Here is a 26,912-nt window from a genome sequence, read left to right as displayed (position 1 = left end):
AAAATCAAATTGCATTATATAAGATCTAATGCGCTATTAACAACCTGTTTGAATAATATTTATTCTAAACCGTACCCATTAAGTGTTGGCTATTTCTATCAGCCTTAATAGTGGCAAGTAATTCACCACCTATATTGGAAGCAATAGAAGTCCCCGGAGTATCCAAGAGATTTCTGTCGCCAATAGACTCTTGCCCAGTAAGAAGCGCCGTTATTTGCTGATTATTGATAACTTCGGCTACGTCGAGAGGTGTTCCCATTTCTGGCGCCAGTACATTCTTATCTGCTCCCAATTCAAGAAGCAACTTACAAAGTTCTGTTTGCTCATTAATAATTAACAGGTGTAGCGCGGTTAGGCCGTCCTTATTTACCAAATTAACATTAATCCCCTCGTAGGAAAGTAAATAACGAACGATGTGCCAATGCTTATTGTAACAAGCAAGTAGTAATAAGGTAGTTCCATTGTTGGCTTGCTGATTAATATCCCGTTGACCAGTGCTCAATAACGCCTTAACAATGTCAATATGGCCATTTTCACAGGCAACATAGGCCGGATCAAAACCCTTCGATACGGAGGTTTGACCAGGGTTGGCCCCCAAGGAAAGTAAGTGTTTTACCTTGTCGAGATTCCCATAAAAGGCTTCCATATAGAGTAACCCAACCCCATCTGCATTAATCATTTGGGCCCTCACTTCATCCATGTCGCCTAAATTACTCAGACAACACTTAAAACTAGAAAGAAAAGTCGTATTAAAAATCGCAGATGGGCCGATTAGCTTAATCTTCATTAAACTGGTTTCCTCATCATTAAAGCAAGCAAACACTGCTTCAGTAAGCTCTTCCCGAGTATACTCTAGATAATAATCGTTAGTTTCTTCCTCAAAATCATTGATATCTGTTAACTGCCAAAGTCCTGTAGACGTGTTATAACAAAGAAAAATGTCATGATCATGCGATTCTATGCAAAAACAAATTTGCGGAGAGTCTTTAGCGAACTGTTGCAAATTGGAGAATAGTCTTTCTGCTTCCCTTTTCTGCATAACAAGATTTTCCTCCTGACTTCTTAAACCGCCTTTTTCTTGTGTTTGATGCGTAAATACCAACTTCTCTTGGTGATATTCCTGATACATAAATGAAGATTGGAAAACCTGAAACTGCAGTGAGTTGATTTTCGCAATAGACACTAAAAAACTATAAATTGAAAGCAATTTCTTATCGCCATCTTTACCTTTGCCCAGACCGACTCGTAACCGAGCTTCATTAATATGGGCGGCAAGACTTGTCATCGTCTTATAACGGCCAATCCTGTCTAACAGGCTACTCCATGCATCCTGTTGATCACTCAGGTAAGCCATTGCTAAAACAGCATCAAAGCCCAGACAGGGGCCGACACCAAAATCTATTTCTAATTCAGCAGCCAAGGAAACTAGTTTTGTGATCGAAAACGCCATTACACGATTGCCAGTTAAAAAAAACTCTGATTATACTTAGTAAACATTAACCAAATATTAACCATGAAGAGTTATTCCTTTGCATCAGGCTACTTTATTTTCGGCGTTGACTTACTTTAGACGAGGGAGCTGTGTTCCAATTACAACCCTAAAAATCAAGCAATTGAGCTAGCACTCTATTGGAGCATTGATTACCATGGTTCGGATCCACCGACTGCAGGTTGTACCCCAGCAGCCTGAAATGATGATTCAAGGAGCCATTTACTTTGGAAAAACCACTTATTTCGCTAAGATTAGATTAAAGGACTCTTATTATGCGTGGAAATAAAACAGATAAAGCAGTGGATAATACCCCCCATAGTGAAAAGAGGAAGCAAAAAGATGCTTTCTTTACTCCAGAAGCTGAGAGCTCACCTGGCAAAATAAATATCTTCGTTTTGCTGGCTGAAATTAATCTATTATTTGCTCAATTCCTTGCTGAAAAAGATAACCCTGTTTATCAAGAAGGGGTTACTAAATTGAACCTTTTTCTTAAAACACTTGAGCCTATCCTGAAAGCTAATGCCATGGCAATTCACTATGTATTGGGGGCTCAAGGATATTATCTTAAAGCAATCTGCTGCCTGATTGAAGCAAGCGAAAAAAAAGATAAGCAAAGGTATTGTGATAAAGGGAAACAATACCTTGAAAAAGCGATTGGCTATGGCCTCGAAAAAGACAAGGAAGTAGCGATTTTCAGTGAGTTTTCCAAGACACTTAAAAAATATCAGACTGACTTAGATAAAACTGTTGTTTGTTATAATAATAAAGTCGCAGAACAAGAAGAAAAACGAAAAAACAAACAACCTGTGCTGCGAGATAAATCATTGCGAGTTTCAGTATGTGAAGATCGCTTTTTTGTTAGCTTAACAAAACATTGTACAGTAGGCTCTGTCACACTCAATAACGAGATTCACAGAACAGCAATAGAAATGATGAGAGAAGCGCTCACTGCCTGTAAACCACTAACGCCAGAAATAATCCCAACATCGAAACTGACAATAACAACCCGCTGACACCTTGGTAGCAACGGGTGCAATCATAGCTCAAGCTTCAGACTATTGGCCTGGGGGGTTAACTCCTTTTTGCTTTTCCAACCAACTCTCAATTTGCGTTCTCAATAAAGGTAAACTGACGACACCATTTTTTAACACTTGATTGTGAAATTGGCGTATATCAAAACGACTTCCCAATTGTTCTTTGGCTAATTGACGCAAACTTTCTATTTCATATTTCCCCAGCATATAAGCAGTAGCCTGCCCTGGCATCATAATATAGCGATCAACCTCGCCCTCAATAATGTTTTCGCTGAGTGCTGTATGCTGTTTTAAATAAGCCACTGCTTTTTCTCGACTCCAATGAAAGGCATGTATGCCTGTATCAACCACGAGGCGTGCTGCTCTTAGGGTTTCATTCGACAACATTCCCAAACGAGAAATATCATCCTGATATAACTGCATTTCATCAGCCAGGCGTTCGACATACAACGCCCAACCCTCACCAAAACCAGCATTAAACAAATACCGGTTTAGCGTAGGTATCGTTTTGTTTTCATAAAGCAGGGCTATTTGAAAATGATGACCTGGTATTAATTCATGAAACAGAGTTGCCTCTTGATCGATACGACTACGTTTTTCAGGCTCATAGGTATTAATATAAAAAACACCGGGCTCTGTACCTTCTTCATTAGGCGGATGGTATTCACCAGAAGCACCTGTTTTTGCTCGATGTGCAGGATAAGGTCGCAGAATACCTTCCGTTTTTGGCCTAAGGTCAAACCAATTAGACACTTTCGCTTTGGCCCGTTCCAACGCGGCAACGTTATAATCCAAGATATCTTGTTCCGTAGAAAAATAATCCTCCGACTCTTCTTTTGCACGCTGAAAAATTACGGTCATATTGTCAGTACCATATTTTTTCATACCAATTTCACCAACCTCTCCAGATAATTTTTGTATTGCTTGCAAACCCAATGCATGAATTTCATCAGGCGACAGCCCCAGGGTAGTTTCTTGTTTGATTTTAGCTAGGTAGCATGCCGAGCCTGCTGGTAATGCCATAACACCTATTTCATGTCTGGCTTTAGGCAGATAGTCCTTCTCCAGATAATCCACATATTTTTTAATAGCAGGATTTATAACTGTTTGAATTAAAAGGGTAACTTGCGTTTTAAACGCTTCATCACCATCCCGCCGAGCAAAATCAAAATAAGGGGATGCGTCAATGGGACTATTCAGTACTATTTTAAGTTGTGCTAGTACTCTCGTTACAGCAGGCTTTGGCGCAGTGTAGCCAAGACTCAATCCCAATTTTAAATTGTCGATTTGATTATCGACCACTTTATCAAAGGTCTGCCAGCGGGTAAGAGCAAATTGGCGATATTCCGGAGTTCCAACAGGTTGTTTCTCAGCTACAATAGCCATTTTATTATGCCAACCAAAGCTTGGATTAATATCCCAAAGCTCTTCTCTACAAATTCGACTTGCTTTTTTCGCTTCCAGTGTCTCTTTTAGAAGGAGATAAGTTAGGTATTGCGATGACCCCTGCAATGCCTTTTCATCTATTCTGTAAAGAGCTAATAAGAAATCGTCTTCTTTTTGCAACCATTGGTTGTAAGCCTCTATAGACGCATCCATAAAACGATCTTGTGCTACATTGGTTTTTCCCCAGAAGAGGCCTAATTCCGGTGAATAATCGAATAAGCTCTTTTCATAATCGTCTGCAAGATCGGCAAATTGCTGCGACATCTTTTTCCTCTCAGTGGGTGGATAGGAGTAAGCCATTGATTTTAAAACAAATAACGAAACAAGTAGACAGAATGAGACACGTAGAAAGTTTCTTTTTAGAGACATCTAAACTAATCTCCGTTAATCAGAAATAGTGAATTAGATCGATCGTACCGGTTCCCAATTCTTAAGCCAAATAAATTTTTATGATTCGCCCTTATTGATGTAAATTGGGACGAAACAAACGATTTGTTCTTTTGCAATTTAAATTGTTTTCCAAATATACTAATTCAACCTTTATCTTCTATAACGACGACCACTATGAGCCATGTACAGGATTATGTTGATGCCTTAAGAGCTGGTTGTTATTTCAAAGCTCTGGAGTTGGCTGCCTTTGTTAGCCAAAAATATCAGTCAATGAAAAAGGAACTCATAGGTGCTGATGAACTGGTACCATTGGGAATTTATGAATTAAGCCAAACAGATATTAATAAGAATGACATTCCAGCCATTAATTTTATATACAATTACCTGCAATACCACCGTTATCTTGTAAATGGTGAAAAGGGCTATACCCTAATGACCTTTCTATCTTTAGCCAGTCTTGTTTTGGCTGTTAAAGAAGATGAGGAACTGGAAGAAGTTACTGCAGCAACGACCATTGATAATGCCGAACAACTGAAATTTTTTCTTCAAGATAACTCTGATTTTTCCAGATTAATAACAAGAAAGGCTGATCACTCCAGAAAATGGATAGACATCATGAGCCAACCTTTGGCTGAAGTAGACTTGGCTAAAGAGATAGAAACAATGAGTAACCAGCGTTTTGCTAATTTGGAAAAAGAGCTTGGGCAACTAGGCCAACAACTTGCGAAAGAAAAAGTTCATTTTTTCTGCCCCTTGATACAACGAAGAAAACAAGCCCAAATGGTCAAAGAAGCTCTCGCCGCTTTTAGAGATCATTTACAAGACAAACTTGAAAAAGAAGGAGTCCTCTTCTCCACCGACGGGGAAATGGTATTACTCATCGAACCAACCACCAAACAGCAAAAGTTAATAAATCGCTACCAAATTATTGCCGTTCTGGTGGAGCAAATGAAAGATAAAACTGTTTTTAGCTATGGTGACAAGCAGGTTATCGTTAAAGCCATGGAAATTTGTTATTACAATTCGCCCAGCTGGCAGGAAAGAGTTTTTTTTCAAAAAGCTACCGATGTTTTCAGTGGTGGTCTAAAACCACTTTACCGCAGCCTATTTTCCCAGGAAAAACTCTATAAACAGAACATAGAGGCATTAATAGCGCTCGATGAAGAAGGAGCAGGCATGTTAACACCCAATTAATATAGCCAATTAACATAGATAGTGCTAAGTGACTAAAGAAAAGGGGCTTAGAAGGTGTAAGAGCCAGGTTATTAAGACAATTATCAACAGATTTACTAACAAGGGTGGTGTGTTTTTCTTGCTAAAGAAGCGATAAATACCAAACAGCAAAGCGGTGAGTAATAATAAAAGCAATCCGCTAAGGAAAATAGTAAAGACGGCTAAATACAAACAACTTGCGTTAAAATAAAAAGGCACAAAGGTTGTCGATAGCCCAGCGCCTTTACGATAACACAGACTAAAAAAATAATGCCGGTCATAAAGAATTAAAAAAACCATGGCATAAACTCTAAACGCATTGACATGACTTAATTTTTTTCTGTAATTCATCGTTTCTACCCTGCTGATGAAATCTTAGTACGAAATCCTACTGCCACATTCCTCCATGATTGGAGAATACTCCGCTTCCATTGCATTTTTTATTGCCTGCTCTGTTTTTTCCTGACCGCTAATACATTGCTCAAGAACGGATTGCCCAGAAAATTCGTGACTAAAAGCCACTAACATTTCTCTAAACTCTTGCTGTTCATTACTATCTAGCTTTTGATTGATAAAAATATCTGACAAGGGTAAGTGTTTTCTTTTAGCGATTTCTTTGGCAAAAGAGAGCAGATCAGCATAAGTTGCCGAAGAGTCATCACCAATAAAAGTCGACCAAGCTGGTGGATTACCTTTTATATATTGAATTAAAACTTGTTTGCCTCCCTTAAGGCGCTCGACTGTACTTTTACACTGAGTAGAATAAGCGCCTTGTATCATTAAAGGGCGACCATAGTGATCAGTGAGCGAGTTTCTTAAAGCCTTTGTATCTCGTGCAGGCTCTATATCAACCATTTTTAAAGTAGAACAAATCGTTTTTTCTGTACAATACAAATAATCGATGGGAGACAAACCATCCTTATCGCGAATTTGGGTAGAGGCACCAAGTTCTATAAGACGGCTAGCCACGTCTGCACGGCCAAGGATGACAGCATAGTGAAGTGCGGTTCTGCCTTTGTCATCCTGATAATTAACGCGTAGATCCTCTTTATAGACATCAATAAATTTATGTATTAATAACCCGCTGGATGGCAATAGCGTCAACAGGATGAGGAGGGATTTTTTACCGTATCGGGAACCATCACAAAGATTAGGGTCAATACGTTTAGGCATTAAGCTAAACAACCGTGCTACATCAATAAATCGTTCATTAGCGAGCAGGAAATGTAAAACTGGATTGTCCGGTGCCCAATCGGCATTAGGATTGAAATGATTTAAACGGATAAAAGACTGTAGCTTCTCATCAGAAAGACGCATAAAACTCAGTGAATTAAATCGCTTATTTGAGTAATAAAATGAATGCATGTATATTTTTTATTCGAAATGGTTTTTGCATATTCTATGCGATTTAAATGCGCCATAGCAAATGCGAGGGTGTATTAAGAAGCAACTTATTGGGGAGCGGCCTCTATACTCGTCAGCTCAATCAACATCTCAGTATGATGATGTCCAGTATGAGCAATAAACATTTTCCCTTTGACAATCACTTTCTTGGTTAATAGATCTTTTTTCTCTTTATATTGCTCCGCCGTGAGTACCAATTGAAATTTAGTGGTACGCCGATCAAGGCGATATAACTTATCGTTGTCGAGGCTTCGGCCTATTCCACAGTAAGATTTTTCAGTCGTCAAAATCCAGTAGGTTTCAGGCTCATCACCTTTTTGGATACTTTCATAATTAGGAAGACCAGGAAAAGTTTGCACCCCGAGCTTACCTTCCAACTTGATTTCTTTTCCTTCCATCAGACAGTTTTCAGCGCTGACTAAGGGGCTAAAAATAAGGAGGAGTAAACAAGCTACTATCTTCATTGATTTCTCCCTTTTACAAAACCTCAGTCAACAACATTTCTATGCTCCTCAAAAGAAAACAGAGGATCCTGATTTCCATGAATGAGACGTGTTTTTGCGCCTCTAAAATTGCTGCGGACTTTACTCAAGAACGTAGTCCACCCTATCCTGTGGCAAGTTGTTCGCGATCAACAACAATGACTTTAATATCGGTTAACTCTTGTAAATGATTAATTTGATATTGCCATAAATCGCTATCACCACCTACGCCAGGAATTAGAACCAGTGTTTGTTTCATGGTAGGCCTCCTTGCGAAACTCAGACCCTTTATGGCAACACCGCTCAAAATTAGTATAGGGTATAGTAACTTCGGTAGCTAACTTTGCTTATTGTTAGAAGGAATTGATGGAATATTTTCTTCTATTCTCTTAATCATATAAGGGAAGAATGGATTCGATGAAAGACGCAGAATCGAATCCAGGCTAACAATAAGTACATTGCGCTCCCCGCGAGTAGCTGTTGCCCCCAACTGAATTCCATAGTTTTCAGTTGGATCAGGTTGTAAGCCATAAAGCCCATCCGTGATTGGGAAAGGTATAGCAACATGCGACAAAGAATAAACCTCTTTGGGATAAGATAACCCTAAAGGACGGCGTTGTTCATTAACAGCCCCCGCTTCCGTGATAGATTCGACCACCGCTTCGCTATCTACGTTAACATTAGTGATAATTGTTGTCCGAAATTTCCTCGGTAGTGGATTTAAAAGGCGCGTCAACGCCGCATCTGCAGCAGGGCGCAATAAAATACCGAATTTTGCAGCTCTATTGAGATCAAACAATACCAATTCACTGCCATTAGCGGGAAGTTGGGCATAAAAAGCAGAAACTATAGCACGAGTGCTAACCGTAAAATCCATGACTGATTGGAAAGTAAGTATGGGAGGAAGTTGACTGAGTTGACCACGGCGAATCAAGCGCAAAATTTGTTGCTGTAACTCTGTTGTTAGACAGTAAGATTGCCGCGCACCATTGACAGGAAAAGAATTATATTTAAACGGATTGAATTCAGGAAGGATGCTAAGCCATGCTGCTTTTGCAAAGGCAGGTAATAGAGCAGGCAAACCAGCAAGTCCGGCAAAACGCGCGAAACGGGTAATACCAATCATCGGTGAAATCAATATAATTTTATCTGGGCGTGTGAGTTTTTCATCTTCAAGTGCATCGAGAGTGTACTTTAATGCCAGTGCTCCCCCATTAGAAAACCCGACAAGATGTAAAGGCCGAGACGGACCCACACGTTTCCGCGCCTCCCTGATTGCTAATCGTGTTGCCGCTAACCAATCCTCCCATTTAACATCGGTCAAAGCAGCAGGAACGGTGCCGTGCGCCGGTAATCTAATCGCAATAGCCACATAACCATGCTCACGATAACGCCGAGCAATATGGCGAAGACTATAAGGGGAGTCCGTTAGTCCATGTAAAAATACAACAGCCCCAACCGGCACCCCCTGCGGTTCAAGTAGATAAGAATGATTCCAATCATGAGGAAGTTTTCCAGGGTAAACTGGACTACCATCAAAATATCGATTTACTGGAACACGCTCTTCCTTGTTTAATTTGAGAGTAACTTCTCTACGGACAGCTTCAAATAGCGTATTCTCAGCCTTGATATATTGTGACCAATCCAATTGTTCAAGTTCTTCCGCCTTTAAGTCTTTAGGAACATAGGTATGCCAAATTTCCAGAGGAGGGCCACGTAGCGAATCATAGCTCCTTATGGCTAGCAACGTTACTATGACGATGCAGAGTAATTTTAATACTGATTTTAATATCGTGAAAAGTTTAGTGCGCACTCGTTCAACTCACTTTGACCATCAGGAATTACAGGCACTAACGGTTCGTTTAACTGCAACTCCACACATCCTGTTTTTAAAGATACTACCATACTTCCACTTTAAAAGACTTGCAAAATTGAGCGATGTTAAGCCATGAAATTGGAAATTGGATTCAACAACTTTAGGCGATGAATGGCGGAGGGGAGAGACAATAAGCAGTATACCAATCTCAGCAAGGTCCTACCTGAACAGTCTCGTTTATTGTAGGTTCAATCAACTCAAATTGCACTTCGGTCATCATTGGTACCATAATCATTTAAAATGATAGTAAGTACATTCTCATCTTCGATAAAAGGCACTTCTGCGCCTACATTTTTACTATGTAAATGCTTCTTCTCCTCCGAATTCATTTTAATTCTTATCGTATAAATAAAACCATTATAACTGTCCTTATTAGGTTGTTTATCGATCGCGACAAGAGGATTTTCCTGACTAAGTAAAGCGAAAACCTGTTCATAAATTTTATCTTTTTGAGTGGGCAGATCTTTATTGAGGTTAAAGTCATCAGTGGCAGAAAACCCCGCTTTATTAAACAGACTGAATTGATGTCGAAGAGGGCCTTGTTTTAAGTCTTTACCTACTTGTCCTCTTTTACTGGCTAGAAAAGCATAAGCACAAAACCTACTCCTGTCCTCAATACTTCTTCTGGACAACGAATATCGTCACGTATTTGTGGTTTTTGTTATGGGAAATGGGGTATAAGGAGCGATAATTCAGTAAAATCATATTGATCTATATTTTAGCATCATGACAAAGTAATTTCCCTTCACCCGTATTTAGGATTGTTTTTAAAATAGTGATAACGTATCTTTTTAAAAACATTAGGTGCAATAAAAATCGCTCAGGAGCTCCCTTGTTTACACAATTTTTCACTATCGGGTTACTGATGTTGCTGGCCGTGATGTCACCCGGACCGGATTTTGCCCTTGTTACTAAAAATACAGTATTACATTCTCGTGAATCCGGATTCTTCACCGCCCTTGGTGTAGCCTTGTCCAATTTAATTCACATCAGCTATTGTTCTTTAGGGCTTGCTTTTGTTATCTCAAATTCCATCTTACTATTCAGCCTTATTAAATACCTTGGTGCAGCTTATTTAATGTATCTTGGAGTCACCTCCCTACTATCCAAACCTGCAATTCATTTTGTAGACAAACAAGGAATGCAAATTAAAAAAACATCACTGCCCAAAGTCACCGCTTTTCGCCAAGGTTTCTTATGTAATCTGCTAAATCCCAAAGCCACTTTATTTTTCCTTGCGTTGTTTACTACTATCATTAAAGCGGAAACGCCGACTGTGTGGGTTTTGATTTTTATTGTTGAAATGTTTGTTATCATCACGTTGTGGTTTTTTACCTTAACGATGATTTTGTCCCATCCTAAAGTAATAAAATTACTGGAAAAGAGCGAAAAGTACATTGCCAAGATTTTAGGCCTATTTTTAGTGAGTTTTGGAGTTGCCCTAGCATTAGTAAAACGATGAGAGATGACGCGATGATAACCGTTACCGTTATTGGTTCTGGGGCAATAGGCAAATTTTATGGAGCCCTGTTTACTCTTGCGGAACTTCATGTCTGTCATCTTGAGCGTTCTGACTTCTCAATTTTACAGCAACAAAAATATTATGAACTTGAACTGCCAGATGGCACTGTCATAGAAATTACACCGAAACAAATTGAGAAAGATTATAAACAACTCCCTAAATCTGACATCATTCTTATTGCACTCAAAACCACTGCAAATGAAGTCTTAAAAGAAATCCTGCCTTATGTTCTTAAACCTGAAAGCAAAATTCTTGTTTTGCAAAATGGGATTGGTAACGAAGAATATCTCGTCTCTTTCATCCAAAAAAGCTGTTCTATTCTGTGCGGCGTAACGACAACAGGCGCTACTCGCATTAAGCCAGGATATATCAAGATAAAATACCTTGGTGAGCTAAAGTTAGCCCCTTTTCTCACTGGGCAATCATGTGGAGAGGAGATTAAGCAATTACTTAAGTCTTCAGTCCACCATGCAATGTATCCGAAAATTCAACTCGCTGAAAACCATCGCATTCTTCGTTGGACAAAATTATTATGGAATACTCCATTTAGCAGTTTAGCGGTACTATTTAATACCTCTGTTGATGCCCTCGCTACACAAAGCGATTATCAAAAAATTGTACGTGCACTCATGTATGAAGTTTGTCTAGTCGCTAAACGGGATGATGCCGAAATTGCGAATAACATTGAGAAATTGCTGGCAGCGACTGCAAAATTGCACGGCTTTTATCCCAGCATGTACGTTGACTTTCAAGAAGGCCGGCGGCTTGAGTCTCAATATATTGTGGCTAATGTTATCGATTATGCAAAAACACATGGACTGGATACTCCTGTATTGTCCTTTATTTATGAAAAATTATTAACGCTGGAAAAAAATGCCCGAGCATTCACATCCAGTGAGCAACAAGAAATTTTTCGGTTAATCACTCGGTTAATAGAATAATCCAACGCCTAACTGGTATTGGCATCTTTACTTGGGGTTTTCTTAATCACCTATCCCTATTATCCTTCGCCAATTTGCAGATGCAAGAATAATACGCATTAGAATTAATGCATGTTATCAGTTAAAGAAATTATCGATTTTTAAAAAGAAGACTCATCCGGCTCTCTCTTTTTCCTCCTGAACGAAAACAGGAAAGGGCTAGAGAGCCAGGAAGCTTAACGTGAAGCAATACTGTCTTTAACAAAATAAACCAACAAAATAGCTAGCAAGAGGAAAAATGGCAGTACCCATAGATAGGTAAAAAAATCCGTAGAGAAGACTGTTAAAAATAAAAAAGGAATAAAGAGCAACAAGGTATTAAATAAGAAAACGGCTGTATTCAATACACTAACAGCAACCCCTCGCGTTAACGCTGTTGAAATCTCACTAACGATTGTAAAAAACAGCATTGAGCCAGATAGAAAAAACCCTATAAAAAACGAGATAATTTTACTGATGACGAGTGTATTAATATTGAAATGCGGCAGATAAAGGCCCAGTAATAATAGCATCGTCCCTACACAGAGAGTAACGTGGATGATCATAACTCTGGATTTTATTTTATTAGAGAGATAACCCCATAGCGGAGTCCCGATTCCAGTACCCCAAAAGATCATACCGCCAATAATAACTGCTTGAAGATTGTCTACAGCATAATAGCTCTGCACCCGCAAGTACCAAAGACCCGCATAGGCTAAAAGCACCCCAAACGAAGTTGCAGCTGCAATAGCGCTGAGTAAAATTTGTCGGTTGTTAAGAACAACTGCTAACGATTGCTTGAGGGAAAGCGTTGCTTCCTGCTTATAACCCGAAGGGGATTTAAGCAGGAGTAAAGTGAGGAGTAATAAAATAAAGCCAAATCCTGCTAAACCATAATACAAGTCATTCCAGCTATAGCTAATTAAGGCCAACGTGAAATAATAATGAATAATAGCTGCGCAAATACAAGACAATGTTTGCGTAAAACCAAACAAAATAGGAAATTTTTCTGCCGCAAACCATCGAGCGATCAACACCGCCGCAGCTACAAAGGCAAAGGAAGCGCCTATTCCTTGTAAGAAATTGGCCAGGGCATAAACAGTGAGTGTCCCTGCCAATGAAATAATAATATTGCCTATAGCCAACAAACACACCCCGCTACTTACCACCAGGCGCGCATTCCATTTATCAAGTAAATAACCTGCGGGGATTTGCATGCATGCAAAACCTAAAATAAATGCGCCACTGGCAATTGACACACCTAAATTGCTGGTATACAGAGAGGCTTTAATCGATTCAGCAAAAACTGCAGATGCCGTGTTTAAACAAAACGAATAAACAACAAATAGGGTGACAACGAACCACACGATGTATCCATAATATTTTTGCATACCTTCCCTTACAAAATTAGCGGACTATTCTCTTTCTCACCCTTTTCCCACACTTCCCTGACTTACGGTTAAATTAAGGCAAAATCGGAAGTATTGATTTCGTACAATCCACCTCATTCAAAATGGGAATGCAGGTAATTGATTAGCCTCTGTCAACCAAAATTGATGATGCCACTTGTCATAGATTGAGACCGGCATTTTACTTTGTTTAAACTCAGCAAAAGATAGATCACATAAAAGCCATTTCAGGAAAGTAGCACAAACGGTTGGATTAATGAGTTGGCCTTTTTGATAAATTTCTTCAAATTTTTGATGCAAGTGAAAAGAGGTTGTTTCTCTTAAGATTTTTTGAATATGGGTATCAACCTCTCCCGGAATTACCGTAGAAACCCCGATATTTCTTTCCTCTAACTCTTTCCTCACGATTGCTGCTACTTCATCCAAAGCAGCCTTGCTTGCACAATAAGTGGAGCCCTCCTTAAGCTTCAAGGTGGCAGCCCTTGATGTAAGGTACAAGATGCGGGATTCTGCCGGCATTTGGGTACTAAGCAGCGCCGTTAATTTCATTGGCGCCAGCAAATTAACCATGAGCTCTTCATCAATACTCCCACAAGTATATTGTTCTAAAGGCCGGGGAGGACTTTTCATTCCCGCATTTTGCACAGAAAGAGACAGGGGCAAACCAGTCTTCTTAATCGTTGATGCTACATTTTGTATATCATCATTTTTGGTAAAATCGGCCTGAATAGGGATGAAATTGGGAAAAAGAGCCTGTGTAGTTTCCAAACTCGCAAGATCACGCCCTGTCCCAAACACAAGCCACCCATTGCTTAATAAATTCTTACTAAGCGCCAGTCCAATTCCATGGGTAGCCCCTGTTACTAACGCTGTTTTTTCCATGATTAGTTTTCTACTCAAAAGATACAATCTACGAAGTTTAAAATAGAAAATCAAATTTTAACCATCACTCATACCGTTACCCAAACTCACTAAAAAAAGGAAGCCTGCCTTTTTTTGCCAAAACAGAAAAATCATTTATATATTTGGCGAATGAACCCGAGAATCATGTCGGAGATATTTTATTATGGAAGGAGAAAACGTATGCTTAAAACCACAGTACCAGCATCATAGCCTAAGCGTTTAACCTCATCTTCTTTAATAGGAGTAAAGCCTAATCTTCCTTCATACAAGCTTCTGGCATCTGAATTGAATACACGCGTTAGTATATAAAATTCGGTTCCTGCAGGGTCATGGGTTAATACGCAATTCATAAGATGCCTACCCATTCCCTTCCCTCGCATTTCAACGCCAGCCAGGGCAATATAGACAACCGGTTTGCCATTAACAGTTTTCGCATTAAAATGAACAAAACCTATTCGATGTTTTTACCGTCTCTTTCTTCATAAGCAACATAAGCATGCATTTTTTCAGAGGGATCATTCCACTCCTGCATCGCACCTAATGAAGCCGCAACAGAGTAATGATATAGAGGTTCTTTATATAAACCCTCTCTTAATATAGAGTCCTCTTTTTCAATAAATTCCTTTTTCCTTGCTTTAATATCCGGAGCTAAATCAGGCTTTTATTTATAAGAATCATAAATAGCATTTCTATAAAAACTATACATACTAACGCAGAAAGGTTCACTCTATTTCTAGCTAATTTTTTATCTGGAATGCGGTCTAAATATTCGTACGAAATAGCACTAGGGCTATCGGTATAACCCATTGCCATCATAATTCAATATTAACCTTCAATTTAACCTTTTTTCGAATTCTAATTAGGAGGTACATTTCTGTCAATTTACATAGACTTTAATCTTTTTCTAATCATAAAATATACGCTACAACTATTTTCTCGCCACATCCGATAGAATTCTCCGGATAAACAGAGGAATACTTTTTTATCTAGCCTAACTCAGAGTATAATCCCCGATTAAGCCATTACCATCAGGATGATCATGAGCTGTTTATTTTGCAAAATTGCAAGTGGAGAAATACCATCGAAGATGGTATTTGAAGATCCGGAAGTTATCGTCATTCATGATATTAGGCCACAAGCGCCAACACATATGCTGGTAATTCCGAAGCAACACATTGCAACAATTAATGAAGCCGATAGTAAGGACGAGCAATTATTAGGTCGCATGATACTTACTGGAAAGAAAATGGCTAAAACTGAAAAACTAAGTGATGATGGATACCGATTAGTTTTCAATGTTAATTCCGGTGGCGGGCAGGAAGTTTACCACATTCATTTACATCTACTGGGCGGTCGTCAGATGACATGGCCCCCAGGCTAGGACTCATTACAATGCAGGAATTATATAAAGAAATTATTAAAAGACTGGGTGAGGACGTGAACCGCGAAGGCCTGCGCGACACCCCCGAACGTGCTGCAAATGCCCTACGCTACCTTACTAAAGGGTACAATGAAAATCTTGAGGACATTATCAATAATGCCTTATTTGAATCAGATATGAGCGAGATGGTCATTGTAAAAGAAATTGAAATGTACTCCATGTGTGAACACCACCTATTGCCCTTTTTAGGAAAATGTCATGTAGGCTATTTGCCTAATGGTAAAGTATTGGGTTTATCTAAGATCGCACGTATCGTTGATTATTTTGCTCGCCGTTTACAAATTCAAGAACGCCTGACTAGTGAAATTGCTTATTGTATTGCATCAATTACTGGTGCACGTGGTGTAGCAGTAGTGATGGAAGCAAAACATTTATGTATGATGATGCGCGGTGTAGAGAAGCAAAACTCCATTATGACAACTTCAGTTATGTTAGGTGAAATGCGTGATAATCCCGCCAGCCGAAGTGAATTTTTGCGTCTAATTAGCCGAGTCAGCAGTTTATCCTAAGCGCTCGTTTGTACTGAATAAATTTTTAAAAAAATATAAAAATAGCAGCGCGCTTGAATAAACGCGCTGCTGTATGATTTTACTCTTCTTCTGTGGAGGAAGGCTGAACTTCGCTGTCTAAAGATTCGTCGTCCATCGCTTCAACGGGTGCTGCTTTTTCATTACCAGTCGCAGCTGCTTGCGGTTTATCTTTCCACTCCAGCTTGACTCGTCCCTGCTTATCAACACCTGCCACAAAGACTTCTATTTCCTGACCTTCACCTAACACAGATTCAACCTTCTGAGAGCGATCGGCACAAATCTGAGAAATATGTAAGAGACCATCTTTACCAGGCAACAAATTGATAAAGGCACCAAAATCCACAATCTTGCTGACTTTTCCTTTATAAGTTTGCCCTACTTCAACTTCAGCAATCAGCGCCTTGATTTGGCGTTGTGCTTCTTCCAAAGCCTCAGCGTCAGGAGAAAATAGTTGTACAGTCCCACTATCATCAATATCAATAGCGACACCAGTACTTTCAATCAAGCCTTTAATTGTAGCACCACCTTTCCCAATAATAGTGCGAATTTTATCTTCAGCAACTTTCATGGTGGCAATTCTAGGAGCATGTTGGGATAATTCTTCACGGTGCTCAGATAAGGAATTGTTCATTACGCCAAGAATATGAATCCGTCCAGCTAAAGCTTGATCCAGAGCCTGTTCCATAATCTCTTTGGTAATCCCGGTAATTTTTATATCCATTTGCAGCGCAGTAATCCCTTTTTCAGTACCTGCAACTTTAAAGTCCATATCGCCTAAATGATCTTCGTCACCCAGAATATCGGTTAAAACCGCAAAACGCTCACCTTCTTTAATCAACCCCATGGCAACACCAGCAACAGGTGCTTTCAGAGGTACACCGGCATCCATTAAAGCCAAGCTGGTACCGCAAACTGTTGCCATCGAACTTGATCCATTGGACTCGGTAATTTCAGAAACAACACGCAATACATAGGGGAACTCAGTCGCTGTTGGGAGCACCGCTATCAAGCTGCGTTTAGCTAAACGGCCATGACCTATTTCTCGCCGTTTCGGACTACCAACCATACCGGTCTCGCCAACTGAATAAGGAGGGAAATTGTAATGCAGCATAAATCTGTCTTTGGATTCACCACTCAAGCTATCCAAAATTTGGGCATCCCGCTCATTGCCCAATGTTGCCGCAACGATCGCCTGAGTTTCTCCACGAGTAAACAACGCTGACCCATGTGCTCTCTCCAGGCATTTTGTACGAATCGCAATGGGACGTACAGTTTTCTGATCGCGCCCATCAATACGTGGCTCTCCATCCAAAATGCGGTTACGTACAATCGCTTTTTCCAAATTCCATAGCATATCGACCACAGCGTCTTTATTGACTTCCTCTTGTTCGCTGCTGATTTTTTCAACGATTTCTTGCCTTATTTCAGCAAGACGCTGATAACGTTGTTGCTTATCCTTCAACAAATACGCCTGGGTAACTGCGGAAGTAGCCAATTCGGCAACTTTCGATTGCAAGGCTGCATCGGTTGGAGACGCAACCCAATCCCAAGCGGGTTTACCAGCTTCTTTGGCGAATTCCACAATTGCCCGAATAACAGACTTCATCATTTCATGGCCAAATAATACCGCACCAAGCATAACTTCTTCGCTCAGCTCTCGTGCTTCTGACTCAACCATCAAAATAGCGTCATGTGTACCTGCAACAACCAAATCAAGCTCTGATTCTGCAATTGCTTTATACCCCGGATTTAACAGATAGACACCCTCTTTATAACCCACACGTGCGGCACCAATAGGCCCCTGGAAAGGAACACCTGAAATCGCAAGTGCAGCAGAAGCGGCAATCATTGAAACGATGTCAGCTGGTACTTCGGGATTCAACGACATGACAGTTGCAATAATCTGTACTTCATTGTGGAAACTCTCCGGAAATAGGGGACGAAGAGGTCTGTCCATTAAACGGGAAGTCAAGGTTTCACTTTCACTGGGACGTCCTTCACGTTTATTAAATCCACCAGGAATCTTTCCTGCTGCATAAGATTTTTCCTGATAATTAACCGTCATAGGGAAAAAGTCATTCCCTTCAGCCCCATCTTTCTTGGCAACTACAGTAACGAGAACCTGCGTTCCGCCCATACTTGCAAAAACAGCGCCATCAGCTTGCCTAGCTATTTCACCAGTTTCAAGTACTAGCGTGTGCTCACCGAATCGTATTTCTTTAGTGATTTTAGCCACGTAACTCACCTCTTTAAATTGTTATAATGAAAAAAAGGCGCAGAAAACTGCGCCTTTTATTTGACCTGAGAATCGAGCAGACTAGTCCCATTAGCATGGTTCCAAACGCTCAATAGGAATCCCGTAAGCCGAGATTTTGAATCAATGTTTGATAACGAGCCTGATCTTTTCTCTTCAGATACTTAAGCAACTTACGGCGCTTGTTTACTAATTCTTGCAAACCACGTCGTGAGTGGAAATCTTTTTTATTGTCTTTAAAATGATCGGTTAAGTATTTAATCCGACTACTCATTAGAGAAACTTGAACTTCAGGCGAACCAGTATCTTTATCAGCTCGCTTATATTCGTTAACAATTTCTGCTTTTTGTGCGCTAGTTAGCGACATTATTCACTCCTGAGGATAAGCTAAGTGTTCATTCAAAGGGGAGCATTCTATCAAGGCCAGCTCTTTGACACAAGTATTAGCTGAGAATTTGTGCAATATTTATTGATTTTTCCCTGCATAAAAAAACGATAAAGCATGACCCAACCTATTCTCGTTATTGGCCATATGGGACTGCTTTCAAAACGTGCTGGCAGCTTATTACTCGAGTCCTGCAACAGTCTCGCTAGTCAATAAACGTTTTACTGTTAAAGTACCTGACAACTGAATTTCTCCCAATCCGACAAACCGGTCCTCATCATCATGAAGACGAACACAGCTGTTATACAAATTGGAACCGCTTTTATCAACAAGGACTTTTCCCTGTCGTAGAGCAACGACTTCTTCTCTATTTAAAACTAAAACCGGTAAATAGGATACCGCCCGCTCCATGGGCAAAAGACAAGCTAATCGTTCTGTGGCTGTTTTATTCTGCAAATCATCTATATTGTACATTGGCTCATCAGCAAACCCTGCTGTATGCACACGATGAAGTCTGGTCACATGCGCTCCAACCCCCAGTCTATCACCAATGTCTTCAATCAGATTACGGATATACGTGCCTTTACTGCACGATACTTTAATATCAAATTCCTTATTGTTAAATCTGGTTAAATCCAATTGATGAATAATAATTTCTCGTGCGGCACGCGCAACATCAACGCCCTCACGTGCATATTTATAGAGGGGAGTTCCGTTATGTTTTAAAGCCGAAAACATGGAAGGGACTTGTTGAATCTTGCCTTTGAATTGCTCAAGGACAGTCAGTAGTTGAGCATCGGTCAGTGTAAAATTAGAGATTTCCTGTGTGATCTCACCCCAAGCATCGGCAGTATTCGTTTTGATACCCAGTAAGCCAGTCGCTTCATAGCATTTATCCGCATTGAGAAGATATTGGCAGAATTTGGTCGCTTCACCAAAGCAGATCGGCAACATACCTGTTGCCAATGGATCGAGACTTCCTGTATGTCCTGCTTTTTTTGCTTGAAATAATCTTTTAACCTGCTGCAACACAGCATTAGACGACAATCCCTGTGGTTTATTAAGCAGCAAAATACCGTTTACAGACTGCTTATTCTCAATCTTGTTCATCATCAGTGTCTGAGGGATTAGCTTCATCAATCAACCGAGTTAATCGCCTGCCATATTCTATTGATTCATCATATACAAAATGAAGCTGGGGAACGGTACGCAATTTTACTGACCTCGCTAAAGCAGAACGCAAATAGCTTGCAGCCGCATTAAGAATTCCTGCCGTTTGCTCTACATCATCGTTGAACACGGTAAAGTAGACCTTTGCGTGCCCCAAATCGGCAGAAACCTTTACTGCTGAGATAGTAATAAAAGCTGGCAATCGCGGATCTTTGATTTCTTGTTGAATGATTTGCGAAAGCTTCCTCTGCATCATCTCTGCAACACGGTCGGTTCGCTTAAAATCCTTACTCATAAATCACGCTTTATTTCAATTGTCTCAAACACTTCAATTAAGTCACCGGCCTTAACATCATTGTAATTCTTCACACCGATACCGCACTCAAATCCTTGGCGAACTTCAACAACATCATCTTTAAATCGTCTTAATGATTCCAGCGTGCCCTCATAAATAACGACGTTATTTCTGAGTACACGAATTGGATTATTACGCTTGATCATGCCCTCAACCACCATACAACCAGCGATGGCTCCCAGTTTGGGTGAACGGAATACGTCGCGGACTTCTGCAATACCGATAATCTCTTCTTTAAATTGGGGAGCCAACATACCCGTTAGAGCACCTTTGACTTGATCAACGATGTCATAGATGACGCTGTAGTAGTGCAAGGCAACAGCTTCCTGTTCAGCCAATTTCTTAGCACCGCTGTCAGCCCGGACATTGAACCCAATTAAAATTGCATTAGAGGCGATAGCTAAATGGACATCAGATTCAGTAATACCACCTACACCACTGGCAATAATTTCAACTTTCACTTCGTCAGTTGATAATTTCACCAAAGCATCAGCAATCGCTTCAACCGACCCCTGTACATCAGCCTTCAAGACCACATTCAATACTTTTGCTTCTGCAATCGTCATGGTTTCAAAGAAGCCATCGAGAGAAGTTTTTTGTCGTCTAGCCAGCTTAACATCACGGAACTTTCCTTGACGGAATAAAGCCACTTCCCGGGCTCGTTTCTCATCAGGAACAACAACTGCTTCATCACCAGCGTGCGGAATAGCGGATAAACCAAGCACCTCAACTGGAATGGAAGGACCAGCACTGTCAACCAGGCTGCCATTATCACTGACTAAGGCGCGAACACGACCATACTGCAAGCCAGCAAGTAAGATATCACCTTTATGCAAAGTTCCATTTTGTACGAGCACAGTAGCCACAGGACCACGCCCCTTATCGAGTCGTGATTCAATCACCACCCCTTTTGCTGCACCATCAGTATTGGCTGTTAATTCCAACACTTCCGACTGCAACAAAACAGCATCCAGTAATTCGTCTATACCTGATCCAGATTTAGCCGAAATTTTTACGAACATTGTATCTCCGCCCCACGACTCAGGAATTACATCATAGGCTGATAGCTCGTTCATAACCCGATCTGGATCAGCATCAGGTTTATCCATTTTATTAACAGCGACGATAATTGGCACGTTAGCCGCTTTGGCATGTTGTACAGCTTCAACGGTTTGTGGTTTAACACCATCATCTGCCGCAACAATCAGAATGACGATGTCAGTAGCCTGGGCTCCACGAGCACGCATTGCAGTAAAGGCAGCATGACCCGGCGTATCAAGAAAAGTAATTTCACCTTTTGGTGTGCCCACATGGTAAGCACCAATATGTTGGGTTATACCACCCGCTTCACCGGCGGCAACCTTGGTACGTCTGATATAGTCAAGTAAAGAAGTTTTACCGTGATCCACATGCCCCATAATGGTTACAACAGGAGCACGAGCTTCCGTTTTACTTCCTTTATTCAATACATCGCCCAGTGTATCTTCGATAGCGTTTTCTTTTACTATTTTTGACTTATGCCCCATTTCTTCAACAACAATGGCAGCCGTATCTTGATCGATAACCTGGTTGATGGTCGCCATAGCACCAAGGCCCATCATTATTTTAATAACTTCAGCAGCTTTTACCGACATACGTTTAGCCAATTCAGCTACAGTGATTGTTTCCGGTATTAATACTTCATGTACCATAGGTGCAGTTGGCATAGCAAAACCATGGGTCAATGCCTCTTCGGCCTCGCGATATTTCTCTGATTTTTCACTACCCCTGCGCTTCTTAACTTTACTGCGCTTATGACGCATTCCAGAGCCTTCCTCGTCTTCACGCTCAGGAGCCTGATATTTACCTCTCTTGCTGCCCCGCCCTTTTTTGAAATCGGACTCAACCTCAGAATCACCCCTATCGCTTTTATCACCCGGCTTCTTTTTAGCAGCCTTCTCAACTTTTTCTTCAGCAACAGGTTGCGTCAGAACTTGATCGGCTAGGGGGAGAATTTCTGGGCTAATCACTTCTTCTGCTTCAGCAACTAATTCCGGTTCTTCAGCAGCTAACTCCACTTGCACATTTAGCTCTTCAGGTAAGGCTTCAATTTCAGCTCCAGATTCAGCAACAACTTCAGTATCAGAAGATTGTGCTACAATATCTTCAACTGGTGCAGCAATATCTTCTTCATGCTCAGTTTCACTTTGCTGATCAAGCAAGCTACTACGTTTGACGTAAGTGCGCTTTTTACGGACTTCGATATTCACTGTTTTGCCACTGTGCACGTCATGGCCAACAGTTACTTGAGAAAGGCTCTTGCGACGAAGAGTAATTCGCTCCGGAGTTGCGCGTGTTTCTCGGTTAGAGCTACCTTTAAGATGAGTTAACAGAATACGTTTCTGTTCTTCGTTGACTGTCTGTTGTTCATCACTAAAAGATAACCCTGCTTCCTGTAACTGGTTCAATAGGCGTTCAACAGGGATACCAACGACTTGAGCCAATTGTTTAACCGTCACATCCGCCATAATTTAATCCCCTTTCAGCAATCCCACATAGAAACTGCTCTAATTCTAAATACTATGAGCTCAAAATTCACTTTATAATCAAAGTACTATAAGCAAACACCTTGATAATCTGCTAATGTTTGAAGTTGAAATTTTCCAACCCCGAACAATCTCATTAATTCTTATCGAAACCACGGCTCACGCGCCGTCATAATCAGTTTGGCAGCTTGCTCTTCTGTCATACCATGAATATCAAGCAACTCATCAACCGATTGTTCGGCAAGCTCGTCCATCGTTGTAATCCCTTTAGCTGCCAAGCTAATAGCTAAAGCCTCCGTCATCCCGTCCATTTCCAGAAGTGACTCAGTGGGAGTGCCTGCCAGGCCTTGCCCAGAAGTTAACGCCTGGGTCAATAGAGTATCATTTGCCCTGTTTCTTAATTCATCAACAATTTCTTCGTCAAATTCTTCAATAGCAAGTAATTCTTCTTTGGGAACGTAGGCAATCTCTTCCAGAGAAGAAAATCCATGTGTCACCAAAAGATTGGCGATTTCTTCATCAATTTCCAACGTTGTAGTAAAGAGATTAACAATTTTGCTCGACTCTTCCTGACTCTTGTTATTAAATTCTTCAACCGTCATTACGTTCAAAGTCCAACCGGTCAGTTGACTGGCTAGCCTTACATTTTGTCCGCTTCGGCCAATCGCTTGTGATAACTGATCTTTCTGTACTGCCAGATCCATTGTGTGGCTATCTTCATCAACAACGATCGAGGTGATATCTGCAGGTGCCATAGCATTAATCACTAGTTGTGCTGGATTGTCATCCCATAAAATGATATCAACACGCTCACCACCTAACTCGCCGGAAACAGCCTGAACGCGAGCGCCACGCATTCCTACACAAGCACCCACGGGATCAATACGTCCATCATTGGTTTTAACAGCGATTTTAGCCCTATTTCCAGGCTCTCGCGCAGCAGCTTTAACCTCAATAACATTCTCACCAATTTCAGGTACTTCTATTCGAAACAGTTCTACCAACATTTCATTGCGAGTACGGCTAACATACAGTTGTGGCCCACGTGCCTGAGGTGTTATCTCGTATAGATAGGCACGTACTCTGTCATTCGGTCTAAACATTTCATTAGGTAACATTTCGTTACGTGGCATAAATGCTTCTGCTTTACCACCCAAATCAATAATGATGTTATCTCGTGTGACTTTTTTGACTGTACCATAAACAAGTTGACCCAGCTTATTCCTGAATTGATCAACCACTTGTTGCCTTTCTGCCTCACGAACTTTTTGCATAATAACTTGACGGGCAGTTTGCGCAGCGATGCGACCAAATTCAACTGACGGCATAGGTTCTTCAATACGTCCGCCCATTTCAATTTTTGGCTGGCGCTCCTTGGCTTGAGCGAGCGTTAATTGCCGTTCAGGGAACTCCATCTCTTCATCAGCAACAACATCCCAATACCGGAAAGTTTCATATTCGCCAGAACGAGGATCAAGCTTTACTCTCACACCAATATCTTTATCAGTGAGTTTACGAGTGGCAGATTCAAGCGCTGCTTGGATTGCTTGCAATACAACATCTTTGCTCACACCCTTTTCGTTAGATAATGCCTCAGCAACTAATAACAATTCTTTGCTCATTGTTCGCCTCACTCGCCTGTCAAATTTGCTTTTACTATTTGGGAAAATAGTACTTCCAGTTGCTCATCACCCACTTTTAATATCAACTGATCATCACTAACAGTCATAAGAGTACCAGACAGTTTACGTCTACCTGCTACGGGTTTAAACAATTTTACCTGGATATCGCACCCCAGATAACGCTTATACTGCTCTTTATTGAACAGCGGGCGAGGTATTCCTGGGGAAGATATCTCTAAACTATAATTTCCCGAAATGGGATCTTCCACATCGAGAAGCGCGCTAACCTGTTTACTAACTCGCTCACAATCCTCGATACCAATGCCACCGACTTTATCTATGTATATACGTAGCAGCGAATGTTTTCCCTGTGATAAGTATTCACATCCCCAAAGCTCGTAACCCAAATCCTCGATTATCGGCTTTAATATTTGTTCAATTTCGCTCTGTATCATATGCTACCCGACTACCTACTTTTCCTGGATTGACATTGATTCAGGCATATTTTTCGAAATGATTATTTGGGAACTACTCTAATGAACATCATTGCCCATGGCCCCAAGTATAATCTTAAAACAGAGCTTGAGTAATTCACCATCGCCTGACTGATAGCTTTTTATCGCTCATTACCTGTTTGAGCATAATAAAAAACCCCAATGATGGGGTTTTTAATAGTGGTAGCGGGGGCAGGATTTGAACCTACGACCTTCGGGTTATGAGCCCGACGAGCTACCAGGCTGCTCCACCCCGCATCAACTGAGGGCAAGTATACTCACCCTCCCTTTATTTATCAAGCTTTTTTTATCAGTTGGACGATATTAAGAAATTAATTATTCCTTCCGAATTTGAGTTGTTGCGATTTCGCTAGCCGCCTTGTTTATAGCCTGTTATTCGAGCCGCCTAATTTAACCGACAGGCCTCCATAACCACTGCACTGATGGGGCGAATCGCCCCTACTTGCACAGCCTATGGCTTGATATTAGAGCATTGCAGCGAAGTCCAGAAAATCAAGCCATACAGGCTAAGTAGAAATCCCAGCAGCCCCTAGCCAGCAAACGCGTTAATACAGGCAGTTATTAGCGCTGAAGGGAAAATACCCAAGAACAGTAGGGACAGGCAATTCAAAGAAAATACAATTTGGGTTGGCATAGAAAATCGCACCGGAGTACTATCAGTAGCCTCATCAAAGTACATTACTTTAACAATGCGCAGATAATAATAAGCACCAATAACAGCGAAGAAAAGGCCAAGTACCGCAACCCAAGTCATGTTAACATCAACCAACGCCTTTAAAACCAGTAACTTAGTAAAAAAGCCCACGGTAGGTGGAACCCCTGCCATTGAAAACATGACTATCAAGAGCATGAAGGCAATCCAGGGATTTCTCTTATTGAGGCCTTTCAAATCATCGACCTGATCTATTTCGACACCCTTATTTGATAAAATCACAATCAATCCAAAGGCAGCAACGGTCATTAACGAATAAACCAGTACATAATAAAGCGCTGCAGCATAACCAGCATCACTCGCTGCCAAGAGACCAAAAAGCGAGTAGCCAATATGGGAAATAGCAGAATAAGCCAAAAGTCGCTTAATATTAACTTGGGTAATTGCAAACAAATTACCCAGTCCAGTCGATAGCAAAGCCATTATCAGCAGTAACTGCTGCCATTGCGGTGAAATACCCGCCAAACCTAGCGTTAACAAACGTAATGCCATGCCAAGCGCGGCTATTTTAGGCGCAGCACTAATAAAAAGAGTGACTGCACTTGGCGCACCTTGATAGACATCCGGTGCCCACATGTGAAACGGCATAGCAGCTAATTTGAACCCTACACCCACCATAATAAATACTAAAGCAAACGACAGTAGAGTACTGTCCTGCTGCCAATTGGCAGCAATGGCATTAGCAATATCAAGCAAATCCAGTTTCCCTGTCGCGCCATACAACAAGGACAAACCATACAAGAGCATGCCAGAGGCAATCGCCCCCATCACAAAATACTTCATGGCTGCTTCTGATGCGTCGCTGTTTGTACGACGAATTGCAGTCATCGCATATAAAGGCAAGGAAAGTAACTCCAGACCTAGATAAATTGTCAGTAATGAATGAGCTGAAACAAGCACCATCATTCCTAACATGGAAAACAGGCCAAGAACATAGTAGTCGCCTGCAGGCATTTGACGCTCATCAATGTAGCGCTGCGAATAGAAAAAACAGAGAAAAACACTAAGATAAATAAATAATTTCATCAGCTGTGCAATATCGTCACTTACATAAAGACCGCCAAGGATTACCGTCTTGAAACTACCAAGTAACATAAAACTTACACCAGCGGCTAAAGCCAGTCCAGCAATTGCACAGGCAAATGCAATCGAAGCGTAGCGATGTCGGAAAAAAAGATCACCCAACAAGGCTATACAGGCGGTGACTAACACAATCATCTCTGGTAATGCGATGTGTAGATTCTCAAGTAATGATACTGTCATGTTTATTTAAC

24 protein-coding genes, 1 tRNA gene and 2 pseudogenes are annotated in these 26,912 nt (G+C 40.9%); 6 read left to right on the top strand and 21 right to left on the bottom strand.

From position 1 onward, the window contains the following. Positions 1 to 64 precede the first annotated feature (64 nt). Entirely contained in the window at positions 65 to 1,450 is a 1,386-nt protein-coding gene (locus DYC89_RS01415) for an ankyrin repeat domain-containing protein (protein WP_115220185.1), read from the bottom strand. Between the two features lie 314 nt (positions 1,451 to 1,764). On the opposite strand from DYC89_RS01415, the gene DYC89_RS01410 reads away from it, so the two are divergent. Next, positions 1,765 to 2,505: a hypothetical protein gene (locus DYC89_RS01410; RefSeq protein WP_115220184.1), complete on the top strand. Its 741-nt coding sequence runs from the start codon at positions 1,765 to 1,767 to the stop codon at positions 2,503 to 2,505. A 42-nt stretch (positions 2,506 to 2,547) separates the two neighbouring features. Here DYC89_RS01410 and DYC89_RS01405 read toward each other — a convergent pair whose 3' ends face one another. Further along, complete coding sequence (locus tag DYC89_RS01405; protein WP_115220183.1) at positions 2,548 to 4,236, bottom strand: DUF885 domain-containing protein; 1,689 nt, start codon at positions 4,234 to 4,236, stop codon at positions 2,548 to 2,550. A 300-nt stretch (positions 4,237 to 4,536) separates the two neighbouring features. Here DYC89_RS01405 and DYC89_RS01400 point away from each other — a divergent pair, with 300 nt between their 5' ends. Continuing rightward, entirely contained in the window at positions 4,537 to 5,556 is a 1,020-nt protein-coding gene (locus DYC89_RS01400) for a hypothetical protein (protein ID WP_115220182.1), read from the top strand. A gap of 24 nt (positions 5,557 to 5,580) precedes the next feature. On the opposite strand, the gene DYC89_RS01395 is transcribed toward DYC89_RS01400, so the two are convergent. The 6 genes from DYC89_RS01395 to DYC89_RS01375 form a co-directional block, all read right to left on the bottom strand. After that, positions 5,581 to 5,925: a hypothetical protein gene (locus DYC89_RS01395; protein ID WP_115220181.1), complete on the bottom strand. Its 345-nt coding sequence runs from the start codon at positions 5,923 to 5,925 to the stop codon at positions 5,581 to 5,583. A 24-nt stretch (positions 5,926 to 5,949) separates the two neighbouring features. Beyond that, complete coding sequence (locus DYC89_RS01390) at positions 5,950 to 6,891, bottom strand: ankyrin repeat domain-containing protein (protein ID WP_181879296.1); 942 nt, start codon at positions 6,889 to 6,891, stop codon at positions 5,950 to 5,952. A 134-nt stretch (positions 6,892 to 7,025) separates the two neighbouring features. Next, positions 7,026 to 7,442 (bottom strand): DUF4431 domain-containing protein, encoded by a 417-nt coding sequence (locus DYC89_RS01385; RefSeq protein ID WP_115220179.1) that lies wholly within the window; start codon positions 7,440 to 7,442, stop codon positions 7,026 to 7,028. Positions 7,443 to 7,584: 142 nt separating this feature from the next. Continuing rightward, a complete protein-coding gene (locus DYC89_RS16820; protein ID WP_255673136.1) occupies positions 7,585 to 7,719 on the bottom strand; it encodes an alpha/beta fold hydrolase in 135 nt (44 codons plus the stop codon). Between the two features lie 78 nt (positions 7,720 to 7,797). Next, positions 7,798 to 9,273, bottom strand: coding sequence for an alpha/beta hydrolase (locus DYC89_RS01380; RefSeq protein WP_115220178.1), 1,476 nt, complete (start codon positions 9,271 to 9,273; stop codon positions 7,798 to 7,800). A 260-nt stretch (positions 9,274 to 9,533) separates the two neighbouring features. Next, complete coding sequence (locus tag DYC89_RS01375; RefSeq protein WP_115220177.1) at positions 9,534 to 9,968, bottom strand: hypothetical protein; 435 nt, start codon at positions 9,966 to 9,968, stop codon at positions 9,534 to 9,536. Positions 9,969 to 10,168: 200 nt separating this feature from the next. Here DYC89_RS01375 and DYC89_RS01370 point away from each other — a divergent pair, with 200 nt between their 5' ends. Further along, positions 10,169 to 10,798: a LysE family translocator gene (locus tag DYC89_RS01370; protein ID WP_245953922.1), complete on the top strand. Its 630-nt coding sequence runs from the start codon at positions 10,169 to 10,171 to the stop codon at positions 10,796 to 10,798. Between the two features lie 11 nt (positions 10,799 to 10,809). Next, entirely contained in the window at positions 10,810 to 11,799 is a 990-nt protein-coding gene (locus tag DYC89_RS01365; protein ID WP_181879295.1) for a ketopantoate reductase family protein, read from the top strand. Positions 11,800 to 12,014: 215 nt separating this feature from the next. On the opposite strand, the gene DYC89_RS01360 is transcribed toward DYC89_RS01365, so the two are convergent. The 3 genes from DYC89_RS01360 to DYC89_RS01350 form a co-directional block, all read right to left on the bottom strand. Continuing rightward, positions 12,015 to 13,208: an MFS transporter gene (locus DYC89_RS01360; RefSeq protein ID WP_115220175.1), complete on the bottom strand. Its 1,194-nt coding sequence runs from the start codon at positions 13,206 to 13,208 to the stop codon at positions 12,015 to 12,017. A gap of 117 nt (positions 13,209 to 13,325) precedes the next feature. Next, positions 13,326 to 14,108: an SDR family oxidoreductase gene (locus DYC89_RS01355; RefSeq protein WP_115220174.1), complete on the bottom strand. Its 783-nt coding sequence runs from the start codon at positions 14,106 to 14,108 to the stop codon at positions 13,326 to 13,328. A 182-nt stretch (positions 14,109 to 14,290) separates the two neighbouring features. After that, the gene (locus tag DYC89_RS01350; protein WP_115220173.1) at positions 14,291 to 14,494 is read right to left on the bottom strand and encodes a hypothetical protein; all 204 of its coding nucleotides are present in this window, start codon (positions 14,492 to 14,494) and stop codon (positions 14,291 to 14,293) included. A gap of 674 nt (positions 14,495 to 15,168) precedes the next feature. Between DYC89_RS01350 and DYC89_RS01345 the strand changes: the two genes are divergently transcribed. Beyond that, positions 15,169 to 15,510: a histidine triad nucleotide-binding protein gene (locus DYC89_RS01345; protein WP_115220172.1), complete on the top strand. Its 342-nt coding sequence runs from the start codon at positions 15,169 to 15,171 to the stop codon at positions 15,508 to 15,510. 11 nt (positions 15,511 to 15,521) lie between these two features. Further along, the gene (gene folE / locus DYC89_RS01340) at positions 15,522 to 16,079 is read left to right on the top strand and encodes a GTP cyclohydrolase I FolE (protein WP_181879294.1); all 558 of its coding nucleotides are present in this window, start codon (positions 15,522 to 15,524) and stop codon (positions 16,077 to 16,079) included. A 79-nt stretch (positions 16,080 to 16,158) separates the two neighbouring features. Here the strand turns inward: folE and pnp are convergent, their stop codons facing one another. From pnp to nuoN, 10 genes and pseudogenes are all read right to left on the bottom strand, one after another. Further along, on the bottom strand, positions 16,159 to 18,336 hold the full coding sequence (gene pnp, locus DYC89_RS01335) for a polyribonucleotide nucleotidyltransferase (RefSeq protein ID WP_115220170.1): 2,178 nt from the start codon (positions 18,334 to 18,336) through the stop codon (positions 16,159 to 16,161). 109 nt (positions 18,337 to 18,445) lie between these two features. Further along, positions 18,446 to 18,721, bottom strand: coding sequence for a 30S ribosomal protein S15 (rpsO, locus tag DYC89_RS01330; RefSeq protein WP_115220169.1), 276 nt, complete (start codon positions 18,719 to 18,721; stop codon positions 18,446 to 18,448). Between the two features lie 198 nt (positions 18,722 to 18,919). Continuing rightward, complete coding sequence (gene truB, locus DYC89_RS01325; RefSeq protein ID WP_115220168.1) at positions 18,920 to 19,849, bottom strand: tRNA pseudouridine(55) synthase TruB; 930 nt, start codon at positions 19,847 to 19,849, stop codon at positions 18,920 to 18,922. Next, on the bottom strand, positions 19,836 to 20,204 hold the full coding sequence (gene rbfA / locus DYC89_RS01320; RefSeq protein ID WP_115220167.1) for a 30S ribosome-binding factor RbfA: 369 nt from the start codon (positions 20,202 to 20,204) through the stop codon (positions 19,836 to 19,838). The genes truB and rbfA overlap by 14 nt, the downstream gene beginning before the upstream one ends. Next, positions 20,201 to 22,216 (bottom strand): annotated as a pseudogene (gene infB / locus DYC89_RS01315) (translation initiation factor IF-2); the annotation flags it as partial. The pseudogene infB and the gene rbfA, both read right to left, overlap by 4 nt. Before the next feature lie 245 nt (positions 22,217 to 22,461). Beyond that, a pseudogene (locus tag DYC89_RS16905) lies at positions 22,462 to 22,771 on the bottom strand (translation initiation factor IF-2 associated domain-containing protein); the annotation flags it as partial. Positions 22,772 to 22,932: 161 nt separating this feature from the next. Continuing rightward, on the bottom strand, positions 22,933 to 24,411 hold the full coding sequence (gene nusA / locus DYC89_RS01310; RefSeq protein WP_115220165.1) for a transcription termination factor NusA: 1,479 nt from the start codon (positions 24,409 to 24,411) through the stop codon (positions 22,933 to 22,935). Between the two features lie 8 nt (positions 24,412 to 24,419). Beyond that, positions 24,420 to 24,866 (bottom strand): ribosome maturation factor RimP, encoded by a 447-nt coding sequence (rimP, locus tag DYC89_RS01305; protein ID WP_115220164.1) that lies wholly within the window; start codon positions 24,864 to 24,866, stop codon positions 24,420 to 24,422. 220 nt (positions 24,867 to 25,086) lie between these two features. Next, positions 25,087 to 25,163, bottom strand: a tRNA-Met gene (locus DYC89_RS01300). Between the two features lie 292 nt (positions 25,164 to 25,455). Then, a complete protein-coding gene (gene nuoN, locus DYC89_RS01295) occupies positions 25,456 to 26,901 on the bottom strand; it encodes an NADH-quinone oxidoreductase subunit NuoN (RefSeq protein ID WP_115220163.1) in 1,446 nt (481 codons plus the stop codon). Positions 26,902 to 26,912: the final 11 nt, after the last annotated feature.

Source organism: Legionella donaldsonii, from assembly GCF_900452385.1.
Taxonomy (GTDB): Bacteria; Pseudomonadota; Gammaproteobacteria; order Legionellales; family Legionellaceae; genus Tatlockia; species Tatlockia donaldsonii.
This window is presented reverse-complemented; position numbering and strand designations above follow the sequence as displayed.

What these genes read in the sequence shown, in the direction of transcription:
- DYC89_RS01415 (WP_115220185.1), bottom strand. Translation starts at nt 1,450, where the DNA reads ATGGCGTTTTCGATCACAAAACTAGTTTCCTTGGCTGCTGAATTAGAA.
- DYC89_RS01410 (WP_115220184.1), top strand. Translation starts at nt 1,765, where the DNA reads ATGCGTGGAAATAAAACAGATAAAGCAGTGGATAATACCCCCCATAGT.
- DYC89_RS01405 (WP_115220183.1), bottom strand. Translation starts at nt 4,236, where the DNA reads ATGTCGCAGCAATTTGCCGATCTTGCAGACGATTATGAAAAGAGCTTA.
- DYC89_RS01400 (WP_115220182.1), top strand. Translation starts at nt 4,537, where the DNA reads ATGAGCCATGTACAGGATTATGTTGATGCCTTAAGAGCTGGTTGTTAT.
- DYC89_RS01395 (WP_115220181.1), bottom strand. Translation starts at nt 5,925, where the DNA reads ATGAATTACAGAAAAAAATTAAGTCATGTCAATGCGTTTAGAGTTTAT.
- DYC89_RS01390 (WP_181879296.1), bottom strand. Translation starts at nt 6,891, where the DNA reads ATGCGTCTTTCTGATGAGAAGCTACAGTCTTTTATCCGTTTAAATCAT.
- DYC89_RS01385 (WP_115220179.1), bottom strand. Translation starts at nt 7,442, where the DNA reads ATGAAGATAGTAGCTTGTTTACTCCTCCTTATTTTTAGCCCCTTAGTC.
- DYC89_RS16820 (WP_255673136.1), bottom strand. Translation starts at nt 7,719, where the DNA reads ATGAAACAAACACTGGTTCTAATTCCTGGCGTAGGTGGTGATAGCGAT.
- DYC89_RS01365 (WP_181879295.1), top strand. Translation starts at nt 10,810, where the DNA reads ATGATAACCGTTACCGTTATTGGTTCTGGGGCAATAGGCAAATTTTAT.
- DYC89_RS01360 (WP_115220175.1), bottom strand. Translation starts at nt 13,208, where the DNA reads ATGCAAAAATATTATGGATACATCGTGTGGTTCGTTGTCACCCTATTT.
- DYC89_RS01355 (WP_115220174.1), bottom strand. Translation starts at nt 14,108, where the DNA reads ATGGAAAAAACAGCGTTAGTAACAGGGGCTACCCATGGAATTGGACTG.
- DYC89_RS01350 (WP_115220173.1), bottom strand. Translation starts at nt 14,494, where the DNA reads ATGGGTAGGCATCTTATGAATTGCGTATTAACCCATGACCCTGCAGGA.
- DYC89_RS01345 (WP_115220172.1), top strand. Translation starts at nt 15,169, where the DNA reads ATGAGCTGTTTATTTTGCAAAATTGCAAGTGGAGAAATACCATCGAAG.
- folE (WP_181879294.1), top strand. Translation starts at nt 15,522, where the DNA reads ATGCAGGAATTATATAAAGAAATTATTAAAAGACTGGGTGAGGACGTG.
- rpsO (WP_115220169.1), bottom strand. Translation starts at nt 18,721, where the DNA reads ATGTCGCTAACTAGCGCACAAAAAGCAGAAATTGTTAACGAATATAAG.
- truB (WP_115220168.1), bottom strand. Translation starts at nt 19,849, where the DNA reads ATGAACAAGATTGAGAATAAGCAGTCTGTAAACGGTATTTTGCTGCTT.
- rbfA (WP_115220167.1), bottom strand. Translation starts at nt 20,204, where the DNA reads ATGAGTAAGGATTTTAAGCGAACCGACCGTGTTGCAGAGATGATGCAG.
- nusA (WP_115220165.1), bottom strand. Translation starts at nt 24,411, where the DNA reads ATGAGCAAAGAATTGTTATTAGTTGCTGAGGCATTATCTAACGAAAAG.
- rimP (WP_115220164.1), bottom strand. Translation starts at nt 24,866, where the DNA reads ATGATACAGAGCGAAATTGAACAAATATTAAAGCCGATAATCGAGGAT.
- nuoN (WP_115220163.1), bottom strand. Translation starts at nt 26,901, where the DNA reads ATGACAGTATCATTACTTGAGAATCTACACATCGCATTACCAGAGATG.